This window comes from Roseivirga thermotolerans (genome assembly GCF_014653175.1).
Taxonomy (GTDB): Bacteria; Bacteroidota; Bacteroidia; order Cytophagales; family Cyclobacteriaceae; genus Roseivirga; species Roseivirga thermotolerans.
On record NZ_BNAG01000001.1, the window covers coordinates 67443 to 89842 of the forward strand.

Genomic DNA, 22400 nt, shown 5'->3' on the forward strand with positions numbered 1-22400 from the left:
AATTAACTCCGGCTATATTCTGGCACGCTTAAGACGCAGGCTGTTGGCTACAACCGAGACAGAACTAAAGGCCATTGCGGCTCCGGCAATCATAGGGTCCAGTAAAAATCCGTTGACCGGAAAAAGCACCCCAGCGGCCAAAGGAATACCAATCAGGTTATAGATAAAGGCCCAAAAGAGGTTTTGACGGATTCCTGAAACAGTACTTCGCGATAACCTTATGGCCTTAGGTATAGAGTTGAGGTCGGAAGTTATTAAGGTCATCTTTGCAACGTCCATCGCTATGTCAGATCCTTTTCCCATGGCTATGCTCACATCGGCCTGAGCCAGTGCGTGAGAGTCATTAATGCCATCGCCCACCATCGCCACAATTTTACCTTCCTCTTGCAGTTTTTGGGTAAATGCGGCTTTGTCGGATGGCAGCACTTCTGCTTTGAACTGCGACAGCCCCACTTCTTTAGCCACTGCGGTTGCCGTTTGCAGGTTGTCTCCTGTGAGCATATACACCTCAATGCCCATTTTTTGAAGCGTAGAAATAGCCTCTTTGGAGGTGGCTTTAATTTTATCGGCTATAGAAATGATTGCCAATACTCTATCCGTATTGGCAAAATACACTACCGTGTTGGCGGTCTTCTGCCATTCTTCGGCCTGACGGGAAAGCTCCGAAGCCAATTCAATTCTATTTTCCTCTAAGAGTCTCTTATTGCCTATAAAGTAGCTCTTGCCTTCATGAACACCTTTTACTCCACGGCCGGTAAGACTTTCAAAATAATCGATGGAAGTACTCTTAACTCCTTGTCCTTTCAACTTGCCCACTACGGCTTCGGCCAAGGGGTGCTCGCTTTGCATTTCCAAACTCAACAGAATCTCCTGATATGCCAGGGCGAAGTTTTCCTGTTGCCATTTTAAGCCATTAACCTCGGGTCTGCCTTCCGTAATGGTACCTGTCTTATCTAAGATCACGGCATTTACTTTGTGCCCCAGTTCAAGGCTTTCGGCATCCTTAATTAAAATATTGTTTTCAGCGCCTTTGCCCACACCAACCATTATGGCCGTTGGAGTTGCTAGCCCAAGGGCACAAGGGCAGGCAATAACCAACACCGACACAGACGACAGCAAAGCATAGGTAAAGGCATTGTCGCCTCCTAAAACCATCCACACCACAAAAGTGATTATCGAAATGGCAATCACAATAGGCACAAAAATGCCCGCAATTTTATCCACCAGCTTTTGAACGGGCGCTTTGCTCCCCTGGGCTTCCTGAACCATTCTGATGATTCCTGCCAGCACGGTGTCTCCGCCCACCTTTTTGGCCACCATCTGAAAGCTACCTTTCTGGTTTACGGTGCCGGCAAACACTTCAGCATCAACCGATTTGCTCACAGGAACAGACTCCCCCGTAATCATGCTCTCATCAACATAGGATTGACCGGAAGAGACTACACCATCTACCGGAATTTTCTCACCGGGTTTAACCATCAATATAAATCCCTCTTTAACAGCCGATATGGGTATTTCTACCTCCTCTCCTTCAACAATGGCTTTGACGGTTTTAGGCTGTAGCCCCATTAATTTCTTTATGGCTGAAGATGTATTTGATTTGGCCTTTTCTTCCAGCAGTTTGCCTAAAGAAATAAAGGTGATGATAACCACTGCTGCTTCATAGTATACATGGGCGTGTATGCCCCGTTGATGCCAGAAATCGGGGAAAAAAGTATTGAATACACTAAATATAAAGGCTATTGATGTGCTAAGAGCCACAAGCGTATCCATATTGGCCATGCCGTGCTTGGCCTGTTTCCATGCCGTGCTAAAGAAACTTCGGCCAATATAAAACAGCACAATGGCCGATAGAGGCATAGAAATCCATTTACCCGGCTCCCATTCCATGAAAAACATTCCGATAACAAAAACAGGAGCCGTTAGCAATGCAGACCAGATGAACCGACTCTTTATTTTTTTGTAATGCCTCATTTGCTCATCGGCCTGTGCCTGAGAAGCATCTTCTGTATCTACAATAAGGTCGTAGCCAATTTCCTGGACAGAACTCCTTAAATTTTCTACAGTTGCCTGCTCAGGGTTGAATTCGGCCCAGGCAGTTTGGGTAGCAAAGTTTACCCCAGCCTTCATAACTCCCGGTGTGTTTGCCAGCATAGACTCCACACTCACCGCACAGGCGGCACAGGTCATACCGGTTACGGGAAAAGTCTGTTTTACAATGTTTGCATTTACAGATAACCTTGCCTCTGTGTTCTGCTTAATTGATTGTTCCATTTTGAGTTTTTGTTTCAAAATTAGGAAGTGATACCCTCCTCTTCTTTACAAGATTACAGGCTAACATTATAGGTTTTCCGGTATGCGCCTTCTGTTCAACCTAAATTGAGAAGGACTGATACCGGTTACACTCTTGAATTGGTTAGAAAGATGCTGGGGACTGCTGAACCCTGTTCGGAAAGCTATCACTTCCAAGGTCTCCTCTGAATAAACCAGTAGTTCCCTAACTTTATCTACCCGACTAACGATGTAGTACCTCTCTAAAGTAATTCCTTCGTAGCGACTAAATACTTCAGCCAGCGAATCATAGTTTTTATGAAACCTCAATGACAAGAACTCCGAAAGTTTTATGGAAGACAAAGCCCCTGAATTTTGCTCTATCAGGCTTTTAATAGCTTCCTTGAGCTGCCTGAGGAGGCTCGTAGTTCGATCTTCCAAAAGCTCAAAACCAAGAGGTTTAAGAAGCTCCTTTATGGTCACCAGGCCTTCGGCAGGCAGTGGTTTTTCCAGCTCAACCTGACCAAGGCTCACCTTATTCACCCTAAAACCCCGGATCTCCAGCAGGTCGCGAATGGTGGTAATGCACCTGTTGCACACCATGCCTTTTATGTATATGCATTCCTGATCCATGATGTTAAAAAATAACTTTAGGCAAATATCCCTTTCTCGGCACATTCACCTGTTACATTATAATCAGGAAGTGTTACAAGATTTAGATCTGATCTAAAGGGTTCCTTTTTTGAATATCGTGAGTAGCCTTAAAAGCCGTTGGGGTTAGCCCGGTCACTTTTTTGAATTGACTCGACAGGTGTGCAACACTGCTATAACCAAGTTTATAGGCTATTTCCTTCACCGATAACTCATCGTAAAACAAGTGCTCCTTTACCTTCTCCACTTTCTGGCGGATTATATATTGCTCTAGCGTAATACCCACAACAGTAGAGAAAAGGTGGCTCAGGTACGCGTAGTCAACGCCAAGCTTCTCTGAGAGAAAATCGGACCAATTGGTTTTGAGATCGAACTCATCTTTGTGATGAATTACTTCAATGATAAGGGTTTTGGCTTTTTCGAGAAGTACACTCTTCTCATCACCTATTAACTCAAACCCCTTCTTTTTCAGCTTATCGTTAAGCTCCAAAAGCTCGGCTTCAGATATCGGTGCAGGCAACTTCACTTCTCCCAACGATACTGACATGGGCGTTATAGACATTGACTCAAAAACAGCCTCTACTGCAAGAATGCAGCGCCTGCAGACCATGTTTTTAATAAAAACCGATGTTTGTGTTCTCATGCCTATAAACCTGAAAAAGTTAACTAATTATTCTGTGAAAACACCACCTCTCAAAAACCCCGCTCCCATTTGCTAGCCTCCTGCTTACGCTTCATTTCTCCGGACGCTATCATCTCGGCAAGCCGGGGATTCTGTTCAGTGGCTTTTGAGGTAAGGTGCCAGTAACCGCAGACCTGACATTCGTAAACGTTCTGTGGCCCTTCATGCGGAAGAAATCCTTTGTAAATGTGTTGATCGATCAAGGCTGTTTCGGCCAAATCTTGAGACATATACTGATATTTACCGCTGCTGCAAGACATTGTGTAAAGTAAAGCATAGAATAGCGGAATTGGTTTGAAGCTTTGAACAAAAATTCATTCTTTTAACCAGCACCACAACCCATCTCATGAATTACCAACTGAACGAAATAGCCAAACTCACAGCCGATTTCATCAATACCACCGATAGGCACGTATTCCTAACAGGCAAAGCGGGAACAGGAAAAACCACCTTCCTCAAACATATCGTTCAGCATACACACAAGAAAACCATTGTGGCAGCTCCCACGGGAATTGCCGCCATCAATGCGCAGGGAGTTACCCTACATTCTCTTTTGCAACTTCCGTTTGGTGCATTTATTCCCGAAAGGGTGGTTCCACCTGATGTGAACACCCAATTCACCACACTGTACAATCTGTTTTCTAATCTGAGGTTCAATAGCTCCAAAAGGCAGCTCATTCGAGAAATGGAACTACTCATCATTGATGAAGTAAGTATGCTCCGTGCCGATTTGCTCGACTGCATAGACCACATGCTTCGCTACCTGAGAAAACGAAAGGATGTGCCCTTTGGAGGAGCTCAAATTCTTTTCATTGGCGACCTGCTTCAACTGCCTCCTGTGGTAAAAGACGATGAGTGGAACATCTTGAAGAGCTACTACAACTCCAGCTACTTTTTTGAAGCCAAGGCCCTTTCTGCGGCATCTCTAATTCATGTCGAATTGGAGAAAATCTATCGTCAAAGCGATGATCAGTTCATTGCTATTCTCAACCGATTTAGGGAGAACAAACAAACCAGAGAAGATATTGAATTCCTGAATCAGTATTACAAGCCGGAGATGAACGAAGCGGAAGCTGATGGCTACATTCACCTCACCACACACAACCGCAAAGCTGATAATATCAACTCCGAACGACTGCGGGCCTTAGACTCCAAAAGCTATTCCTTTCACGCAGAAATTGTCAACGACTTTCCGGAAAATTCTTACCCCATTCCGGAAGAGTTGGTCTTGAAAGAAGGAGCTCAGGTCATGTTCATTAAGAATGACCCAAGCGGTGAAGGCCAGTTTTTCAATGGAAAAATCGGTCATGTTTCTCACCTGTCTTCAGGAACTATAAAAGTGAAATTCAGCAATGGAGAGGAAGTAGATGTTCCGCAATATACCTGGGAGAACAAGCGATATTCCCTGAACAAAGACACCAACGAGATTGATGAGAAAGTTCTGGGAAGTTTCACTCACTTTCCACTCAAACTGGCCTGGGCTGTTACTGTGCACAAAAGTCAGGGACTTACCTTCGAAAAAGCCATTTTGGATCTTTCGGGGGCTTTTACCCAAGGTCAGGTCTATGTGGCCCTTTCCAGGCTAACTTCTTTAGACGGGCTGGTACTTTCATCCAAAATACCGACCGATGGTTTCGATATTTCCAGTTCCATGCGAGAGTTTTCGGCTGCCAAGCCTTCTCTCGATGAACTTTCAAGCAGACTTTCGCAAGACCGAAATAAGTACCTGTTCCAGCTCATCTCCCAGCATTTCGATTTTCAGGAGGTGGTCAGGAGTTTCCGAAGCCATATTTCCAGCTTCGATAAGCAGGAAAACCGTTCGCTCAAGCAGCAATTTCTGGAGTGGACCAATCAGTTGACAGACCCCATCTTCCCGCTCGAAAAAGTAGGCAAGAGTTTTCAGAGTCAAGCCTACTCGATCATCCATCAGGAACAAGACATTCAACAGCTTTCCGAACGTGTTAAAAAGGCCAAGGACTATTTCACTCCTATTCTAATGACGACCTATGATGCCATAAAGGAGCACGACAAAAACCTGAAGGATAAGACCAGGCTCAAAACCTACAGAAAGGAATTGAAGGAACTCTCCGAATTGCTCTTCAACAAGCAAATGGCCTTGTTAAGGGCCGGCCTGTATATTCAGTTTTTGGCCGAAGGCAAAACCCTCACTAAGCAAGATGTTCAGGATGTGCTGAAGGAACTGATTATACCCAAAACGGAAAAGAAGAAAGACAAAACACCCACCGCTGAAATCAGCTTTGCCTTATATAAAGAGGGTAAAACTGTGGAAGAAATCGCTAAGGAAAGAGGCTTTGTAACCTCCACTATTGAAGGCCATCTCTGCAAATACATAGAAACAGGAGATGTAAAAGCCACTGACCTGATTGAGGAAGAAAAGCTCAAAAACATCCTCAGCCTCATCACCCCAGAAACCACCAGCCTCACCGAAATCAAAAGCCAACTAGGCGATGAATACACTTATGGAGATGTGAGAGTGGCCATGACGGAGTGGAAGAGAATCAGGGTTAAGGATTAAACGTCATTCTGGGATTTTCCTTCCAACTTCAAAAAAGAAAAGAAAAATATCCGGAATCTTATTTAGTATCATAAAGCCAATCAGCCATTAGTACGGAACAAAAAAGCCCTTACATTTGTAATCCTTTTGCAAACGGCAAAATTGAAACTTATGGGGCCGACTGGAATTGACAGTAGGTGTAATGCAAGTGTAAGCATGCAGGGAGTTGTTAGTATTTCCCTTAAATAAAACTTTCATCATTTTAATTGGCGAAAGACAATACGCCCTTGCTGCCTAATCAGATTTAGATAGCAATGTGTCTCTCTCACCCCTCGTTCTGCCGGGTGGGAATATGAGACATCATCATGCAGAACTAGCGTAAGTGGATGTCGCGACACTTGCGTGAAATTAATCGCGGATAAGGTTTGGATTAGGGTGGTTGCTGTCCTTAACAAACTCGAAAACTAATCAGCAAATAAGCATGTAGAAGGCACTTAGTGTTCCTTATCTGGACGAGGGTTCGAATCCCTCCGGCTCCACCATAAAAAGAGGCCACACTTGTGGTCTTTTTTATTGTCCGATTTAGGGTTTTGAGAACCCGGGCAGAGGGCTTGAAACCTTATGGTTCGTTAGAGGATATACGGCATGCTTGTGCGTATGAGCCATCCACCGGTTCACATTTCCCCTCCGAAGCTTCGACATAGGCGGTCTTTTAAGTTTCCCATCTTGAGCGCAGCCGAAAGATCGGCCAAGCCTTCTTATTGGGCAGATCCCTCTGCTTCGGTCGGGATGGAAAACAAAGAACCCGCCTTTGTAAACTCCGGGCTCTTGGCAGTTCCTTGTTACTTTTTCCTCAAACTTTAAACTTTGAACTCTGAACATGTAACTCAAATTTATATCTTGCGGCAATGGAAAAATTCGTTGTCTCGGCAAGGAAGTACAGACCGGTTGGTTTTGAGGAAGTTGTGGGTCAGGAGCACATCACTACTACCCTAAAAAACGCAATTGATAATGAGCAACTGGCTCAAGCACTACTCTTTTGTGGTCCCAGAGGGGTTGGAAAAACCACCTGCGCCAGAATTGTAGCCAGACTCATCAACGAACAGTCTATAGATAATCCCCTATTAGGCAACGATTCCTTTAATATCTATGAACTCGATGCGGCCTCCAACAACTCGGTAGACGATATCCGAAACCTGATCGATCAGGTGCGTTATCCTCCGCAGCAGGGCAAATTCAAGGTCTACATCATAGATGAGGTTCACATGCTTTCGAACCAGGCCTTCAATGCATTTTTGAAGACCCTGGAAGAGCCGCCTTCTTACGCCATTTTTATTCTGGCGACAACAGAGAAACATAAAGTAATTCCTACTATACTTTCCCGTTGTCAGATTTTCGACTTCAACAGAATTGAGGTAAGTGATATCTCAGGTCAGCTGAAAATGATTGCTGAGAAAGAAGGCATTGAGGCAGAAGATGAAGCGCTGAACCTGATTGCTCAAAAGGCAGATGGAGCTATGCGTGACGCCCTCTCCCTCTTCGATCTGATTGTTACCTTCTCTCATGGCAAAAAGGTTACCTATCAGGCCACAATAGACAACCTTCACATTCTGGACTACGACTACTACTTTAGAATGACGGAAGCGTTGTTTAACGAAGACACCCCGGCTACTCTCTTGCTGTTTGATGAAATTTTGAAAAAAGGTTTTGACGGTCATAATTTCATTGTGGGACTAAGTGGTCATTTCAGAGACCTTATGGTGTGTAAAGACAATGCCACCATTCAATTATTGGAGGTTTCGGATACTGTAAAGGCTAAATATCAGGCCCAGGCCAACGAAGTGCCCATGTCGTTTTTACTCACCGCGCTGAACGTGGCCAACCAATGCGACATTCATTACAAAGCCAGTAAAAACCAGCGTTTACACGTGGAGCTTGCTCTCTTGAAAATGGCTCACCTAAAAAGAGCCATTCAGTTGGCCGAGGTGAGTGTTGCAGACGATTCATCAAAAAAAAAAGCCTAACGCAGCCTGAGGCTACCGAACCTCAAGACGAAACGCCCGATCGTTCCTCTTCACCATTAGTGCCGGAGACCAATGCCACTCAGGCACCCACCAGCGAAGCGATAACAGTTGCCGAAAAGGCCCCTTCTACCTCTAAAGCGGAGGTTGCTCAAGCCGCCAAACCCGAGCCTACTACTAGTCGCCCAAAGCTTAGAAAGCCTCTCAGCACCAAAACCATGGATATTCCAACGGACCTGAGTGCACTCAAGAAGGTGATTAGCAAGCCGAAAGAAGATATACAGGAAAAGGAAAAGGAGCCTACAGGACCTACTCGCCAGAAAAGCTTTGATGCGGCAACTCTGCAAAGGGAATGGATGGCTTTTGTAGAGCAACGACAGAAAATGGGGCTCACTCAGGAAGTACTCATTCTTAAAGAGCCTTATACTCTAAACGGAGAGCAAATTACCGTAACCATAGCCAATGAAGCCCTTGAACCAACCTTTGAGAAATTCAGAGGAGATCTTCTGCAATTTTTAAGAGACAGACTGGAAAACGACCTAATTACTGTTCGGTCTGAGGTAAGAGAAATGGAGCGGGAGAAAATGCTTTATACCGATAGAGAAAAGTTTGAACACCTCAAACGAAAATACCCTGCCTTGCGCGATCTTCAGGATAAACTGGGGTTAGACCCTGAATTTTAAGCAGCGGTTCCCCCGGGATTCCGGCTAAAACTTTAAGGTAAAGCCAACCGTTATCACGTTTTTCAACTGCACATCGCGCCCCCGGGTACCATCCGACCGTGTGACCTTTACATCATCATCATAGATGAGCTGCGTATTTACTTTTGACTGTATAAAATCGTTGACTTTCAGGTTTAAACCAGCTTCTATATTCACCACCGTGTTGGGGAATTTTTCATAGTTGGAGAAGAAGTTGTAATTGGTTTTGAGCTCTACATTCTTCATTAAAGTTCTCTCAAAAGTACCAATGAGAGATATTCCGGCCTCCGAACGTATTTTTTCTCCGGCAATAACTCCAAACGACCCGGCCCTTGATAACGAGTCGTTGAGCACAAAGGTAAATCGGCCGGTAAATGGGGCCAGTGTAGCCGATAAGCCGGCTTGCGGTCTGTAGGTCAAACCAAGAGAAGCCTGCAAATATCCAGGAGCCATGAAGTCCGATATGAGTACTCTGCGTTTCTCCGATTGGCCTGCCACATTTTCCAGCTTAACCCCTTCGTCCATCTGGGTTCTAAAATTAATGGCGGCAGACATCAGAATCATTTGGCTAAACTTCTGACTGTACTTACTGGAGAGAATAATGGCATCGTCTGTCTTTTCAAAGCGATTGGTATTATCTCCTTTTCGAATTACTCCGTAACCAAACTTGGCTCTGTTTTCCCATACCACCTCTTCGCGTTCGTAGTTGGCAAACCCCTCCAAGGTACCTCCAATGGCCAAAGAAGACTCACCACCGGCTGCCCAGTTGGTCAATCCCACTTGTTGAATGTTCAATGCGAAAGAGCCTCCGTTTTTCCAATACACCACCGAGTCGGCCGCTGCCTCGGAGGAAGCGTTCTGTGCCCAAACCTGTTGAATTGAAAAGAGGAATAAGAATAGAATAGTCTTTTGAGTCATTCCTATGATTCTGCTGCAAATGTACGGGAGTAATCCAACCCCTAAAAATTCAAGGAAGCTTTTTGTCCAAAATGGTATTGTGCGTTAATTGGGCTTTCTGATGATCAGTTTTTCTCCAAGAGACAACGTATGGTCTGCCTTGTTATTCCACCGTTTTATATCTTCTATTTCAACTTCATATTTTTTGGATATCGACCACATAGTTTCTCCTTTGGCCACTTGATGAGTAATGATTTGAGGCTCTTTTACTTTGGGAGCATACCTTTCTCTGGGAACGAGCAACTTTAACTCTTGCCCAATTTGCAGGCCATCGCTTAGTTTCAGATTATTCCATTCCAGAATTTCATCAATTTCTACTGCATATTCCTTGGCTATAGCAAAGAAGGTTTCCTGGTACCTGACCCGGTGAACAACCACCGTGTCCCGGGCCGTATTTGTGAGCGGTCTGATGGGTGTAGGTTCAATAAACACCTCATTATCATCGCGCAAAGGCAATTCAACGGTTTTTGGCCTCACGTTTTCCTGGATGGTCCTTTCAGGCTGAACAGGTTTTTCAGGCTCCGGCTCGGGGGTGCTCTCAGGTAACGAAACCCGACTGTACTCTACGGGAATATCTTTAGGCCTGATAAATCGGAGCCACAGCACACGCCCCACTTTCAATTGCTCCGCCTCTTTTATCCTGTTCTTTTGCATTAGCTTTTTCAGCTTTATGCCATAGTCTTGCGATATGCCCCACAGGGTTTCTCCGGGCTGTACAATATGGTAATGAACCTTACCCTTGTTGCGCTTTTTCTTTAGGTAGTAGTACCTGTCGGCTCTCACATTGCCTCTTTCACCAATGTCATTGAACTTCATCAGCCTTTCCGTTTTTACCCCCGTGCGGGCCGAAAGGCTTTGCAGATTGTCATTGCTTTTAGCTCGAACTGCAGGTATTCCGTTCAGCTCAATATTTCCGGGCTCATAGGCCTTGGCGGTGTTTCCCGTAATCTGCGGAAAAGCTCCTACGTTGCCAGCAATTGGCCTGAAGCGCATGCGTCTGGTTTCGGCCTTTGTGGTACTTTCCGAACGGTTATTCGAAGAGGCAGAACGCGACTTGTCTGCTTCATTAGTTTTCTGCGGTTCATCGCGCCTTACCACTACAGGTCCGCCTTTTTTAGCATCGGGATAGAATACCAGATAAGACTTATCGTCCGGAATCTGAGATTGGTTGAGCCATTTATTATAAGCCCTCAACTCATTGAAATCGGTACCTGTTGCCTGGCTCACCTGCCGCAAGGTTTTCCCTCGGCCTTCATAGCTGTGTAAACTCATATCGCTACGATACTTACCGTTGCCCACATAATCTTTAAAGGCCAGGTAATGAGCTATGAATTTCTTTATGTACCAGTGCGTTTTGCCATCAATTACCATCGACTTTGCTCCGTACAACTTATCGTCAACAGAGCGCTGGGTACCGGTGAGCCCCTGTAAATACGACTGAAGCGAAAGCACCCAGTTATCGAACACAAAGTTGCTTCGCTTAAAATATTTGGTAGCTCCAACGGTTGCTGCCACAATGTGCTTCCGTTCGTCTACCACGTTGTCTACCCGTAAGCCTAATTCCTGAGCCGATGCTTTTTTGAACTGCCAGAAACCCACGGCATTGGAAGATGATACTGTATCGGATACAAACTGACTCTCTTGAATGGGCAGGTATTTAAAATCTTCCGGAATTCCTTCCTGGCGAAGCACCTCTTCTACATAAGGCATATACAGGCGAGACCTGTCTACAAGGCGCTGAAAATGGTACTGACTGCGGGTAAGCAGGTCTAAGGTTTGCTCAATTTCCTTCTTGGCATCGGACTGTATTTTGAGCCTGACCCCGGCAAATTCCATTTCATTGGGGACAGTGATTGGAGCTTGCGCTAATGAACGTAGCGAAGCCAGCAGGAGAATGAGTAGTGCGGTGAAAGTCTTTCTCACTGTATTCTTCTTACCACCATCAGGCCATCTCTAATGGGGAACAAAACGTTTTCAACTCGATCATCTTCGTGAACAGAACGATTAAAATCGAGTATGGCTTGCGTATCGGCATCAATTTTCTTGTCAGTTTTTACCACTTTGCCACTCCACAAAACGTTGTCGGCTATGATAAAACCACCAATACGCACTTTTTGCAACACTAAGTTAAAGTAATTCAGGTAATTTTTCTTGTCGGCATCTATGAAAACTAAATCGAAAGGTCCCTCAATTTCAGGGATTAGCTGCATGGCATCGCCAATTCTAAAGTCAATACTATCGGTGAGGCCGGCTTCAGAAAAATAAGCTCTTACAGAAGCCTCCAGTTCCTCATTCTTATCTATGGTGATCAATTTTCCACCGGCCACCAGCCCTTCTGCCATGCAAATGGCCGAATACCCCGTATAAGTGCCAATTTCCAGAATTCTTTGCGGTTGGATCATATGACTAAGCATAGAAAGTACCCGGCCTTGCAAATGCCCTGAAAGCATGCGTGGCATGAGCACTTTTTGATGGGTTTCTCTATTCACCCTGCTCAGTAGTTCACTTTCCTTATCAGTATGCTCTTCTACATACCTTTGTATGTCTTCGGGAATAAAATCCATTAGTTTTCGGGTAATAGGGTTAAATAACTCAATCGGTTTTCGTCAAACATCTCATTGGCAATATCCATGAGCTCAGCACCGGAGATTTGGCGAATACGCTGAAAGACATCTTCCAGAGAATCTACCTTTTCCATATCAAGAATGCTTTTTCCCAACATCAACATAAGGCTGGTGTTGTTTTCTTCGGCCATGGCCAGTTGTCCAATAAGTTGCTCCTTAGCTTTGTGCAATTGAAGCACCCCCAACGGTTTTTCGCGCAGCTGTCTGAGCTCTTTGGCTATAATGCGGTGGCTGCGTTCTACCTGGCTTTTTTCGGTTCCAAAGTATATGCCGAATAAACCGGTATCGGCAAATGGATGATATGCGGCCTCCACACTGTATACAAATCCATACTTTTCTCTCAATGCCAGGTTGAGCCGGGAATTCATTCCCGGTCCGCCCAATATGTTCACCAACATAAAAAACGGTAGTCGTTTCTCATCAGCCAGGGCATAGCCTGTAGCCCCAATAGCACAGTGTGCCTGGGTAATGTTTCGTCTGATAATCTCTCGATCGGGCCGGTAAAATTCAAACGGTTTGCGCTGCCGGGAGGCCTGTAAAAGGGGAATTTGGCCAAAGTACTTTTCGGCCAGCCTCTTCACTTTCTTAAACGGCACATTGCCCACACATGAAAACACCACCCGCTCTGTACTAAGATTTGTTTTTAGAAATTCCTGAAAATCTTCTCGGTGAAAAGACCGCACACTTTTGGGGGTTCCCAGAATGTTTTGACCCAGAGGATGTTCTTTAAAAACTACACGATCGAACTCGTCCTGAAGAGCATCTTCAGGGTTGTCATGATATAGCGCCATCTCTTCTAAAATGACCCCTCTTTCATTTTCAATTTGCTTTTCAGGAAAAACCGAATCGAAAGTAATATCCTGCAAAAGCTCAAAGGCACTCTCCATGTGCTTATCGAGCGCTGAGGCGTAGAAGCAGATTTTCTCTTTGGTTGTGTAGGCATTCAGCTCTCCCCCTACCGAATCGAGTTTATTGAGAATATGGAAAGCTTTGCGTTTTTTGGTTCCTTTAAAAGCCATGTGCTCCCAAAAGTGGGCAATACCCAATTGTTCCTCGGTTTCATCGCGACTCCCAATATCCAATATGAAGCCGCAGTGCACAATTTTAGTACTGGGAACTTCTTTGTGGATTACTCTGATGCCGTTGGGTAAAGAAATAAGATTGTAGTCGACCATGCTTTTTTTGGAACGGCTGCAAAGTTAAGGCTTTATTGAGCAGAATAAGAACACTTTACATGTAAGATAATCACTCCGCCCCCTCCCTACCGTCATTCCCGCGCAGGCGGGAATCCCCATATCAAACAGACGGATTCTCGTTTTCACGGGAATGGCGAAATGAACTGTTTTTCTATCTTTGAACTGCCTATGACAAAGCCATTTCAGAAAATACTGGTAATACAAACTGCCTTTATTGGCGATGTAATTTTGGCCACTGGTGTTTTAGAAAAGCTTCACCAGCACTACCCTAAGGCTCGGCTCGATTTTTTGGTTCGCAAAGGCAATGAGGGATTGGTAAAAAACCACCCTTTCCTTAACCAAACCCTTATTTGGGATAAAAAGGCCGGCAAATACAGAAACCTGCTGAAAATGTTGAAGGTCATTCGTGCGGAACGCTACGATCTGGTAGTGAACATTCAACGATTTGCCAACTCAGGTTTTCTCACTGCTTTTTCAGGAGCTAAAATCAAAGTTGGTTTTGACAAGAATCCATTCAGCTGGGCTTTCGGCAAGAAAGTGCCACATGAAATCAATAATGGCAAGCACGAAATTGAGCGGAACCATGATCTGATTGCTGAGTTTACTGATGGCACTCCATCCAAACCAAAACTTTATCCGTCAAATCAAGACTTTGAGAAGGTCGCTTCGCTTAAAGCCGCTCCATTTATTTGCTTTGCCCCGGCTTCTGTTTGGTTTACCAAGCAATTTCCGAAAGAGAAGTGGATCGAATTCCTTTCCACCACAGATTTCCAAGGAAAAATTTACGCTCTGGGTGCTCCTTCCGATCATGCCCTTTGCGATGAAATTATTCAGAAAAGTGGCCACCCGAATGCTGAGAATTTGTGTGGTAAGCTAAGCCTTTTGGAGTCGGCCGCTCTTATGCAGGCTGCTCAAATGAACTATGTGAACGACAGTGCGCCTATGCATTTGGCTGGTGCCATGAATGCACCGACCGCAGCCATCTTCTGTTCTACTATTCCAGAATTTGGTTTCGGGCCTCTTTCTGATCATTCAAGCGTAATACAAATCGAAGAGCCTCTCACCTGCAGACCCTGCGGACTGCATGGCAAAAAAGCTTGCCCGGAAGGACATTTTAAGTGTGGTTTTGAGGTTAAAACCGATAGTTTAACCGGTGCTGCGTACAATACCCCTTAAAGGCTGGTTTCGCTAAAACCACTTATAGGGTTACTCATTTAGATCCCACTTGTTAGATCCAGCATACTAGCCACAAGCTGTGCCCTTACCGTGTCTTTTAATAATTTGTGAAGACACAAATGGAGGCAAGGTTCATAAATACACTTCTTGCGACTTAAGTGAGTAACCCTAACCTCTTATTAAATTGATGCTACAGATATTCAGTCAGAAAAACTCGATTTAATTGGGTGGCTCGCGGGGCTTGATGATTTAAAAGTGATCAAACCGGTCAGTTCAGTTAAATAGGGTTAAGGGCCTCCGTCCAAAGATTTAAAGCAGACCAGTCATTTCTGCAATAACCAATCTTCTAAGGTTCCGAAACATTGGCCAAAATGCTGAATCTATCTCGTTCTGACTTAACTCCTCTCACTTCTCTTTATTTTCTCCCTGTTTCCTGCTTACTTCGCTACAAACGAAAATGAGCTTATGAGATACGAACACATCGGTAAAGAACTTTTCATAAAAAACAGAGAAAAGCTAAAGGCCAGACTCAAGCCGAATTCGGCAGTCATAGTCTGCTCAAATGATATTATGCCCACCAATGCCGATGGCACCATGCCCTTTAGGCAAAACAGTAATATGCTTTATCTATCAGGAATAGATCAGGAAGAGTCTACCCTCATTATAGCCCCTGACTTTCCTGATGAACGCATGAAAGAGGTACTGTTTCTTCGCGAAACCAACGAACACATTGCCGTATGGGAAGGCCACAAATACACCCAGGAGGAAGCCGAAAACACTTCTGGCATAAAAACCATAATGTGGAACGATAAATTTGAGCAAACTCTTAAAACCATATTAGCCGAAACCGAGCATATATACCTATACCATAACGAACACATTAGAAACTCAACCGAGGTAGAAACCCGAAGCGACCGCTTTAGTCAGTGGATACGCAAAACATACCCTACCTATGAATACGAGCGTCTGGCTCCTGTAATTTACGACCTGCGCACTGTAAAGGAGCCTCGCGAAATAGAGCTAATGCAAAAGGCCTGTGACATTACCGAAAAAGGTTTTAGAAGGGCAATGGCTTTTACCAAACCGGGGGCTTGGGAGTTTGAGGTTGAAGCAGAAATACTTCACGAGTTTGTAAGAAACCGATCAAAAGGTTTTGCCTATACGCCCATCATAGCCGGAGGGGCCAATGCCTGTGTATTGCACTACATTGAGAACAAAGATCAACTAAAAGACGGTGACCTGCTGCTTATGGACATTGGAGCAGAATATGCCAACTATGCTTCAGATCTTACCCGAACCATTCCCGTAAACGGAAAATTCAGCAAAAGACAAAGGGAGGTATATAATGCTGTACTTCGGGTAAAAAAAGCAGCCACAGAAATGTTGGTTCCCGGCAATAGAATTCCCCAATATCACAAAGAGGTTGGCAAAATAATGACCAGCGAACTCATTGGCCTGGGCCTTCTCGACCAAACAGATGTAAAGAATGAAGACCCCAACTGGCCGGCCTACAAGAAATACTTTATGCATGGAACCTCTCACCACATTGGCTTAGACGTACACGATGTCGCCAGTATTTACACCGAATTCAAACCCGGTATGGTGTTCACTGTAGAACCCGGCATTTACATTCCGCAAGAAGGAATTGGCATTCGCCTGGAAGATGACATTCAGATTACAGAGAATGGTCAGTTCAACCTTATGCGAAACATACCTATTGAAGCTGAGGAGATTGAAGATATAATGAATCAGTAAATGATTGAGATTATAGAAGGTAGTTTGCCCGATGCCCTGCAAGTGCTGGGCAAATTACCTGAATTTGACCCTTTGCTCTCTACAGAACATTACCTTGAGCGGGTAAAAAACAAGCAGCAACTCACTCTACTAGCCAAAGTAAATGGCGAGTTGGCCGGATGTAAAGTGGCCTATAACAGAGACAACGATGGCATGCTGTACAGCTGGCTGGGAGGTGTAGCACCGCAGCATAGAAAAAAGGGCCTGGCCAGGCGCATGGCCGACTATCAGGAAAGCTGGGCGTTGAAAAATGGCTACAGGGGCATTAGGTTTAAAACCCTCAATCGCCACAAAGCCATGCTAACTTTTGCCATAAACAATGGCTTTCAAATAAGCCAGGTAAAGCCTAAAGACGAACTGGAAAATTATCGGATAATACTTATTAAACACCTGCTATGAGCCAACATTTTAATAGTGAACAAGCCCCTGAGCCTGTAGGACTTTACCCTCATGCCCGAAAAGTAGGCAACCTGCTCTTTCTTTCCGGAGTAGGCCCCAGAGAACGCGGATCTTCCAAAATTCCTGGAGTTCAGTTGTCAGAAGATGGAGAAATTCTGTCTTACGATATTGAAGAACAATGCCACTCGGTGTTTAAAAATGTTCGACTTATACTAGAGGCATCGGGAAGCAGCTGGGATCAATTGGTTGATGTGACCGTTTTTCTCACCAATATGAAGGCCGACTTCCCCATTTACAACAAAATTTACGCGGAGTATTTCAAAGACAATCAACCGTGCCGTACGACCGTAGAAATAAGCTCTCTCCCTACCCCAATTGCCATTGAGTTAAAGTGTATTGCTACTATTTAGCCGTGCATTGACTATATTCAGGAAACACTTTTTAGCTGATTTCCATGAATTTAGGAAAAAACCATCTCGCCTTAGCCGTCAAAGACATTGCGGCTTCCTATGCCTTTTATCAAAAACTCGGCTTTGAAGCACTCCCTAATTGCGGAAGCATAGAAGATAAATGGCTCATTGTTCGAAACGGAAACATTCAACTGGGCCTTTATCAGGACATGTTTAGTAAAAACGTGATCACCTTCAATCCTCCCGATGTTCGGGCGGTGCAACAAGCCCTTCAGAGCCGAGGCATTACCCTTAGCCGCACCTGCGATGAAAATAGCAGCGGGCCGGCCTATATTATGCTCAAAGACCCGGATGGCAATGAAATATTGATGGACCAGCACTAACACCCACAACACTCAACCACCTTCTACCATGAAACGACTTTTTAAAAACCTCTGGAATCGTATCATCCGATTCTTTCAAACTATAAAACCGGGCCCAATAGCCCAAGATGGTGCATTTAAGGCCATTGCCACAACAGCCATTGTTATTTGGCTCATTACATCGCTTTTGGTGTTTGTATTGGACGGCAATACCTACTTTGGCCTTGCACCCGTGGTTCTGGGGCTTATTCTTGCTTTTTTGGTAAGTGCAAGCACTGTTTTAGTAGTAAACTTGCTAAAGCTTCTTCCAAAGAAATTTTTCTGGTATGTGCCGGGAGCTTTTTTTCTTGGCACATTTATTTTCAATGGTGGTAGCCTCAGCATTCAATTTCCTCTGTTCATCATACTTTTTGCAGGCCTCTCCGGGGCCGGGCTATACACTTTGCTTAAAAAAACGAGGAAGCACAACACAAAAGCCCAAACCATAGTGGCTGCACTAGGCCTATTGGCCGGACTGGCCGGACTGGTTTGGGGCATAATATGGGTAGCCGACACGGGCTTTAAACCAGAAGTTGAACATATTAATGCCGCACTAAAATCAGACTATCGCCCAAAGCCTATCGAACTAAACAACCCTGCAGAAGCTGGTCCATACCCGGTAGAATTTCTTACCTATGGCAGCGGCAAAGACAAACACCGCCCGGAATTTGGAGAAAATGTAAATATAGTGACTGACTCGGTTGATGGTTCAAGACTAATAGACGACTGGAATAAGCTCTCCGGGAAAATAAGAAGCTGGTATTGGGGCCACGATGACAAAGCCCTGCCCATAAATGGCCGAGTATGGTATCCTCAAGGCGATGGCCCTTTTCCAATTGCACTAATTGTACATGGCAATCATTCCATGTTCGACTACTCCGATCCCGGCTATGAATACCTTGGCCAACTATTGGCAAGCCAGGGAATAATTTTAGCCAGTGTAGACGAAAACTTTATAAACAGTGGCTGGCCCGATATTTTTGGAAATGGACTGGATGAGGAAAATGATGCTCGGGGCTGGTTATTGCTAGAGCACCTCAGAAACTGGAGAAAATGGAATGAAGACCCCGAAAATCCTTTTTTTGGCAAAGTAGATATGAACAATGTGGCTGTAATGGGTCACTCCCGTGGGGGTGAAGCAGCCGCCATTGCCGGATTTTTCAACACCCTGGATTACTATCCGGACAATGCCAATCAGAAATTCGACTTTGGTTTTAACATCAAAGCAGTGGTGGCCATTGCTCCCGTAGATGGCCAATACAAGCCGGGAGAAACAAGTACCCCACTAAAAGATGTGAACTATCTGGTAATTCACGGAGCTAATGACGGAGACGTTCAGTCATTTGCGGGCTTGAGGCAGTATGAGCGGGTTGAGTTTTCCGATAGTTCCGACTTCTTTAAATCGGCCATTTATGTATATGGAGCCAACCATGGGCAGTTTAATACGTCTTGGGGCAATAGGGATGCTGGTTACCCTTATGGTTCGCTGCTTAATGTAGATGCCCTGATGCCCATGGAAGAGCAACTCACCGTGGGCAAAGTCTATATCAGTGCTTTTCTGCAAGCCACATTACTCGGTAAGAATGAATACCGCTCCCTGTTTAAAGACTTTCGCAGTGGCTTGGAATGGTTACCTCAAACCATTTACCTCAATCAATATGAAGACAGCAACTGGCAACCCATTGCCGATTTTGAAGAAGACCTAGACCTTACTACTACTTCAGAAGGCGGTAAAATAACTACCCAAAACCTAACCGTTTGGAGAGAACAACTGGTAAGCATGAAGTGGGGAAACCGGGGAACCCGGGCCGTCTATATTGGATGGGATAGCCTGGCTCACCCTGTAGATACAGCCCGATACACAATAGCACTGGCCAAACCTCTATCGACTCAGAGTGCCTCATACCTCACTTTTGAGCTTTCTGAGTCTAAAGAAAACACCTACCCCGAGAAAGATCGCGACAAAGAAAAAGAAGACGAATCGGCAAAAGACGAGCAGAATAATAATGAAACGAATAACGCAGAGGAACCCGAAGCGGAAGAACAGGCCGATGACAAAGAAGAAGAACCCAAAGCCAAGGAACCCATTGACTTTAGCATTGAATTCCAGGACTCCAACGGACAAATGGTGAGAATTAAGTTGAGCGATTACAGCTACCTTCAGAGACAGCTCACGGTAGATGTATTCAAAAATCCTGAACTTCAGGACAACAAAACATCGGAAGCTGTTTATAACACCTTCTTTATTTCGCTAAGCGACCTTCAGAAAGTGAATAGCCAATTCAACACAGAGTCTATACAATCATTAAGCTTCATCTTCGATCAGTCGCCTCAAGGGGTAATCATAATGGATAAAATAAGCTATCATAAGTAAAGAAATTCCTCCAACAATTAGACCGTCTTCCCATAATGGGACAACACAACTGTTGTTCACATCTTTTTTTTTGCCGTTGGTAGGGTATTATAGGCGAAATACGTAGTTGGTATGTGGATTGAACTAAATCCACCAAACAACCTAACTACTATGGGGCAAATAGAATCGAAAATCAGAAAAGCACTACAGCCAATGCTCGAAGTGTTTAGCGGGTTGCTCATTAGAGCTACGAGCCCGTTTAGAAAAGGCGATTTTATCGAAATTGATGGTCGTCTCGGTTCCGTTGAACACAAGGGAATTAGGTTCACTATCCTGAGAAGCATCGATGGCGAACCCGTTCACGTTCCCAACACCCTCTTCTTCACCAAGCATCTACACAATTTAAGCCATCAGAATATTGTGAATGTAGACCTCGAAACTAAAGTCTGCTATTCAGAAAACATGGCTAAAATCAAAAAGCTCATCAACGATTATCTGAGCAACAATAAGCTTGTGCTCAGAAATCCTTCGCCAAAAGTAGTGGTAAAGAAAATGAAGAATAGCCACGTAGAGCTGGGAGTGAAAGTATGGTGCTCATTAGAAAAATACTTAGAAGTAGATGCAGAAACTGAGCTCCTTCTTAATCAATTTCTAATAAGCCAGGGAGTGAAAGTTGCGAGCGAAAACACTGCTGCTGCCAAGTTAATGGCATAGAGAAAGCATGGTTTATATTTGTTGCAAAACAACAGGTAAACCATGGAAATACTCTGGTTAATTACGGGCACAGTATTAGGAATAATAATAGGCTGGTTGCTGACTAAACAGACTGCATCTAAGCCAAACCAAAACATTGACCAACTAAAGAATCAGCTTCAATTAGCTGAGGAACGAAATAAAATGCTGATAACTGAATTGCAAGAGTTAAAACCTACGCTATCTCAAGAAAGAGAGAAGAGGGTTGACTTGAGCAAGCAGTTGGCCACCTCACAGGCAGAGTTTAAGAACCTGCAACAACGACTGGCTGAACAAAAACTTGAAATGGAGCAAATGAATGAGCGTTTCTCTATTCAGTTTAAAAATTTGGCCAATGAAATTCTGGAAGAAAAAAGCAGAAAGTTTACTGAACAAAACAAGCTGAATCTGTCAGAAATTCTGATCCCACTAAAAGAACGCATTTCTGACTTTCAGAAGAAGGTAGAAGACTCCAATAAAGAAGGGGCCGAACGCAACGCTACCCTTCTTCAGCAAATACAGCACCTTAGTGAACTGAACAAACAAATAACCAAAGAAGCAGAAAATCTCACCAGAGCACTGAAAGGCGACACCAAAACCCAGGGCAACTGGGGGGAAGTAATTCTGGAAAGAATTCTGGAAAAATCAGGTTTGGAAAAGGGCCGGGAGTACGAAACTCAGGTGTCTGAAATAGGAAATGACGGACGCAGATATCAGCCCGATGTGGTGGTCAGGCTCCCTGAAAACAAACACATTATAATAGACTCCAAAGTTAGCCTTACGGCCTATGAACGCTACACTACTGCAAGTTCAGAAACCGAAAGAGCTGGTGAGCTCAAAGCCCACATCAATTCAGTGAGAGCCCATGTAAAGGGTCTGGGAGAAAAAAACTATCAAAACCTCTATGGCTTTGACGGTTTAGACTTTGTGCTTCTGTTCATACCCATTGAACCAGCCTTTACACTGGCTGTTCAACACGACCAGGAGTTGTTCAATGATGCCTACAGCAAAAACATTGTGGTAGTTAGTCCTACCACACTCATTGCAACACTGAGAACAATCTCAAGCATCTGGAAGCAAGAATATCAGAATAAAAATGCAATAGAAATAGCGCAACAAAGCGGAGCGCTATACGACAAGTTTCAGGCGTTTACCGAAGATTTGATGAATGTTGGTAAACATCTGGCAGGTACTCAAAAGGCTTATCAGGAATCGATGAAAAAGCTGGCTGAGGGGAGCGGCAACCTCATTAGGAGGGCCGAAAAGCTTAAAAAATTAGGGGCGAAGGCCAGTAAACAAATAGACAACCGTCTGCTCGACCGATCTGAGGATTAGTTTGAATCTCTCCTTTGGTCAAATAGACTTAACATATTTGATTACAGCTACTTGAAAGGAAATAAAAAGCATAAAATTGACCACGAAATGCAATTTTATGTATATTTGCAGTCCTTTCACCAAGTCCTATCACCTAAACCTAATTTAGAAACCGCGTGCATTGTGGTCATAAATAAGGTGTA

At 44.4% G+C, this 22400-nt stretch carries 19 protein-coding genes and 1 other RNA gene; 12 read left to right on the forward strand and 8 right to left on the reverse strand.

Features of this window, described 5'->3' with window-relative positions; all coding sequences use genetic code 11:
• Window positions 1–12: 12 nt before the first annotated feature.
• The 4 genes from IE164_RS00280 to IE164_RS00295 form a co-directional block, all read right to left on the reverse strand.
• Window positions 13–2274 carry a heavy metal translocating P-type ATPase gene (locus IE164_RS00280; RefSeq protein WP_189628185.1) on the reverse strand — a complete coding sequence of 754 codons (2262 nt, stop codon included), beginning with the start codon at window positions 2272–2274 and terminating at the stop codon, window positions 13–15.
• A gap of 66 nt (window positions 2275–2340) precedes the next feature.
• Window positions 2341–2904 carry a helix-turn-helix domain-containing protein gene (locus IE164_RS00285; protein ID WP_189628186.1) on the reverse strand — a complete coding sequence of 188 codons (564 nt, stop codon included), beginning with the start codon at window positions 2902–2904 and terminating at the stop codon, window positions 2341–2343.
• Between the two features lie 82 nt (window positions 2905–2986).
• Window positions 2987–3565 carry a helix-turn-helix domain-containing protein gene (locus IE164_RS00290; protein WP_189628187.1) on the reverse strand — a complete coding sequence of 193 codons (579 nt, stop codon included), beginning with the start codon at window positions 3563–3565 and terminating at the stop codon, window positions 2987–2989.
• Between the two features lie 50 nt (window positions 3566–3615).
• Window positions 3616–3834, reverse strand: a complete 219-nt coding sequence (locus IE164_RS00295; RefSeq protein WP_189628188.1) for a hypothetical protein — start codon at window positions 3832–3834, stop codon at window positions 3616–3618.
• 116 nt (window positions 3835–3950) lie between these two features.
• Here IE164_RS00295 and IE164_RS00300 point away from each other — a divergent pair, with 116 nt between their 5' ends.
• The 4 genes from IE164_RS00300 (at window position 3951) to IE164_RS00315 (ending at window position 8823) form a co-directional block, all read left to right on the forward strand.
• Entirely contained in the window at window positions 3951–6140 is a 2190-nt protein-coding gene (locus IE164_RS00300) for a helix-turn-helix domain-containing protein (RefSeq protein WP_189628189.1), read from the forward strand.
• Between the two features lie 152 nt (window positions 6141–6292).
• Window positions 6293–6661, forward strand: a transfer-messenger RNA (tmRNA) gene (ssrA, locus tag IE164_RS00305).
• A 366-nt stretch (window positions 6662–7027) separates the two neighbouring features.
• Window positions 7028–8143 (forward strand): DNA polymerase III subunit gamma/tau, encoded by a 1116-nt coding sequence (gene dnaX, locus IE164_RS00310; protein ID WP_189628190.1) that lies wholly within the window; start codon window positions 7028–7030, stop codon window positions 8141–8143.
• 59 nt (window positions 8144–8202) lie between these two features.
• The gene (locus IE164_RS00315) at window positions 8203–8823 is read left to right on the forward strand and encodes a DUF8439 domain-containing protein (protein WP_189628191.1); all 621 of its coding nucleotides are present in this window, start codon (window positions 8203–8205) and stop codon (window positions 8821–8823) included.
• A gap of 24 nt (window positions 8824–8847) precedes the next feature.
• Here the strand turns inward: IE164_RS00315 and IE164_RS00320 are convergent, their stop codons facing one another.
• From IE164_RS00320 to IE164_RS00335, 4 genes are all read right to left on the reverse strand, one after another.
• Window positions 8848–9759 (reverse strand): DUF3078 domain-containing protein, encoded by a 912-nt coding sequence (locus IE164_RS00320; protein ID WP_189628192.1) that lies wholly within the window; start codon window positions 9757–9759, stop codon window positions 8848–8850.
• Window positions 9760–9843: 84 nt separating this feature from the next.
• Window positions 9844–11721, reverse strand: a complete 1878-nt coding sequence (locus IE164_RS00325) for a LysM peptidoglycan-binding domain-containing protein (RefSeq protein ID WP_189628193.1) — start codon at window positions 11719–11721, stop codon at window positions 9844–9846.
• A complete protein-coding gene (locus IE164_RS00330) occupies window positions 11718–12362 on the reverse strand; it encodes an O-methyltransferase (protein ID WP_189628194.1) in 645 nt (214 codons plus the stop codon). The genes IE164_RS00325 and IE164_RS00330 overlap by 4 nt, the downstream gene beginning before the upstream one ends.
• On the reverse strand, window positions 12362–13597 hold the full coding sequence (locus IE164_RS00335) for a M16 family metallopeptidase (protein WP_189628195.1): 1236 nt from the start codon (window positions 13595–13597) through the stop codon (window positions 12362–12364). Before IE164_RS00335 ends, IE164_RS00330 begins: the two co-directional genes overlap by 1 nt.
• A 189-nt stretch (window positions 13598–13786) precedes the next feature.
• Between IE164_RS00335 and IE164_RS00340 the strand changes: the two genes are divergently transcribed.
• The 8 genes from IE164_RS00340 (at window position 13787) to IE164_RS00375 (ending at window position 22218) form a co-directional block, all read left to right on the forward strand.
• On the forward strand, window positions 13787–14794 hold the full coding sequence (locus tag IE164_RS00340) for a glycosyltransferase family 9 protein (RefSeq protein WP_189628196.1): 1008 nt from the start codon (window positions 13787–13789) through the stop codon (window positions 14792–14794).
• Between the two features lie 465 nt (window positions 14795–15259).
• Window positions 15260–16549, forward strand: coding sequence for an aminopeptidase P N-terminal domain-containing protein (locus IE164_RS00345; RefSeq protein ID WP_189628197.1), 1290 nt, complete (start codon window positions 15260–15262; stop codon window positions 16547–16549).
• Window positions 16550–16987, forward strand: a complete 438-nt coding sequence (locus IE164_RS00350; protein ID WP_189628198.1) for a GNAT family N-acetyltransferase — start codon at window positions 16550–16552, stop codon at window positions 16985–16987.
• Entirely contained in the window at window positions 16984–17397 is a 414-nt protein-coding gene (locus IE164_RS00355) for a RidA family protein (RefSeq protein WP_189628199.1), read from the forward strand. Before IE164_RS00350 ends, IE164_RS00355 begins: the two co-directional genes overlap by 4 nt.
• Window positions 17398–17441: 44 nt before the next feature.
• Window positions 17442–17780 (forward strand): VOC family protein, encoded by a 339-nt coding sequence (locus IE164_RS00360; protein WP_189628200.1) that lies wholly within the window; start codon window positions 17442–17444, stop codon window positions 17778–17780.
• A gap of 28 nt (window positions 17781–17808) precedes the next feature.
• Window positions 17809–20172, forward strand: coding sequence for a hypothetical protein (locus IE164_RS00365; protein ID WP_189628201.1), 2364 nt, complete (start codon window positions 17809–17811; stop codon window positions 20170–20172).
• A gap of 111 nt (window positions 20173–20283) precedes the next feature.
• Entirely contained in the window at window positions 20284–20865 is a 582-nt protein-coding gene (locus IE164_RS00370) for a mechanosensitive ion channel family protein (protein ID WP_189628202.1), read from the forward strand.
• Window positions 20866–20907: 42 nt separating this feature from the next.
• On the forward strand, window positions 20908–22218 hold the full coding sequence (locus tag IE164_RS00375; protein WP_189628203.1) for a DNA recombination protein RmuC: 1311 nt from the start codon (window positions 20908–20910) through the stop codon (window positions 22216–22218).
• Window positions 22219–22400 lie beyond the last annotated feature (182 nt).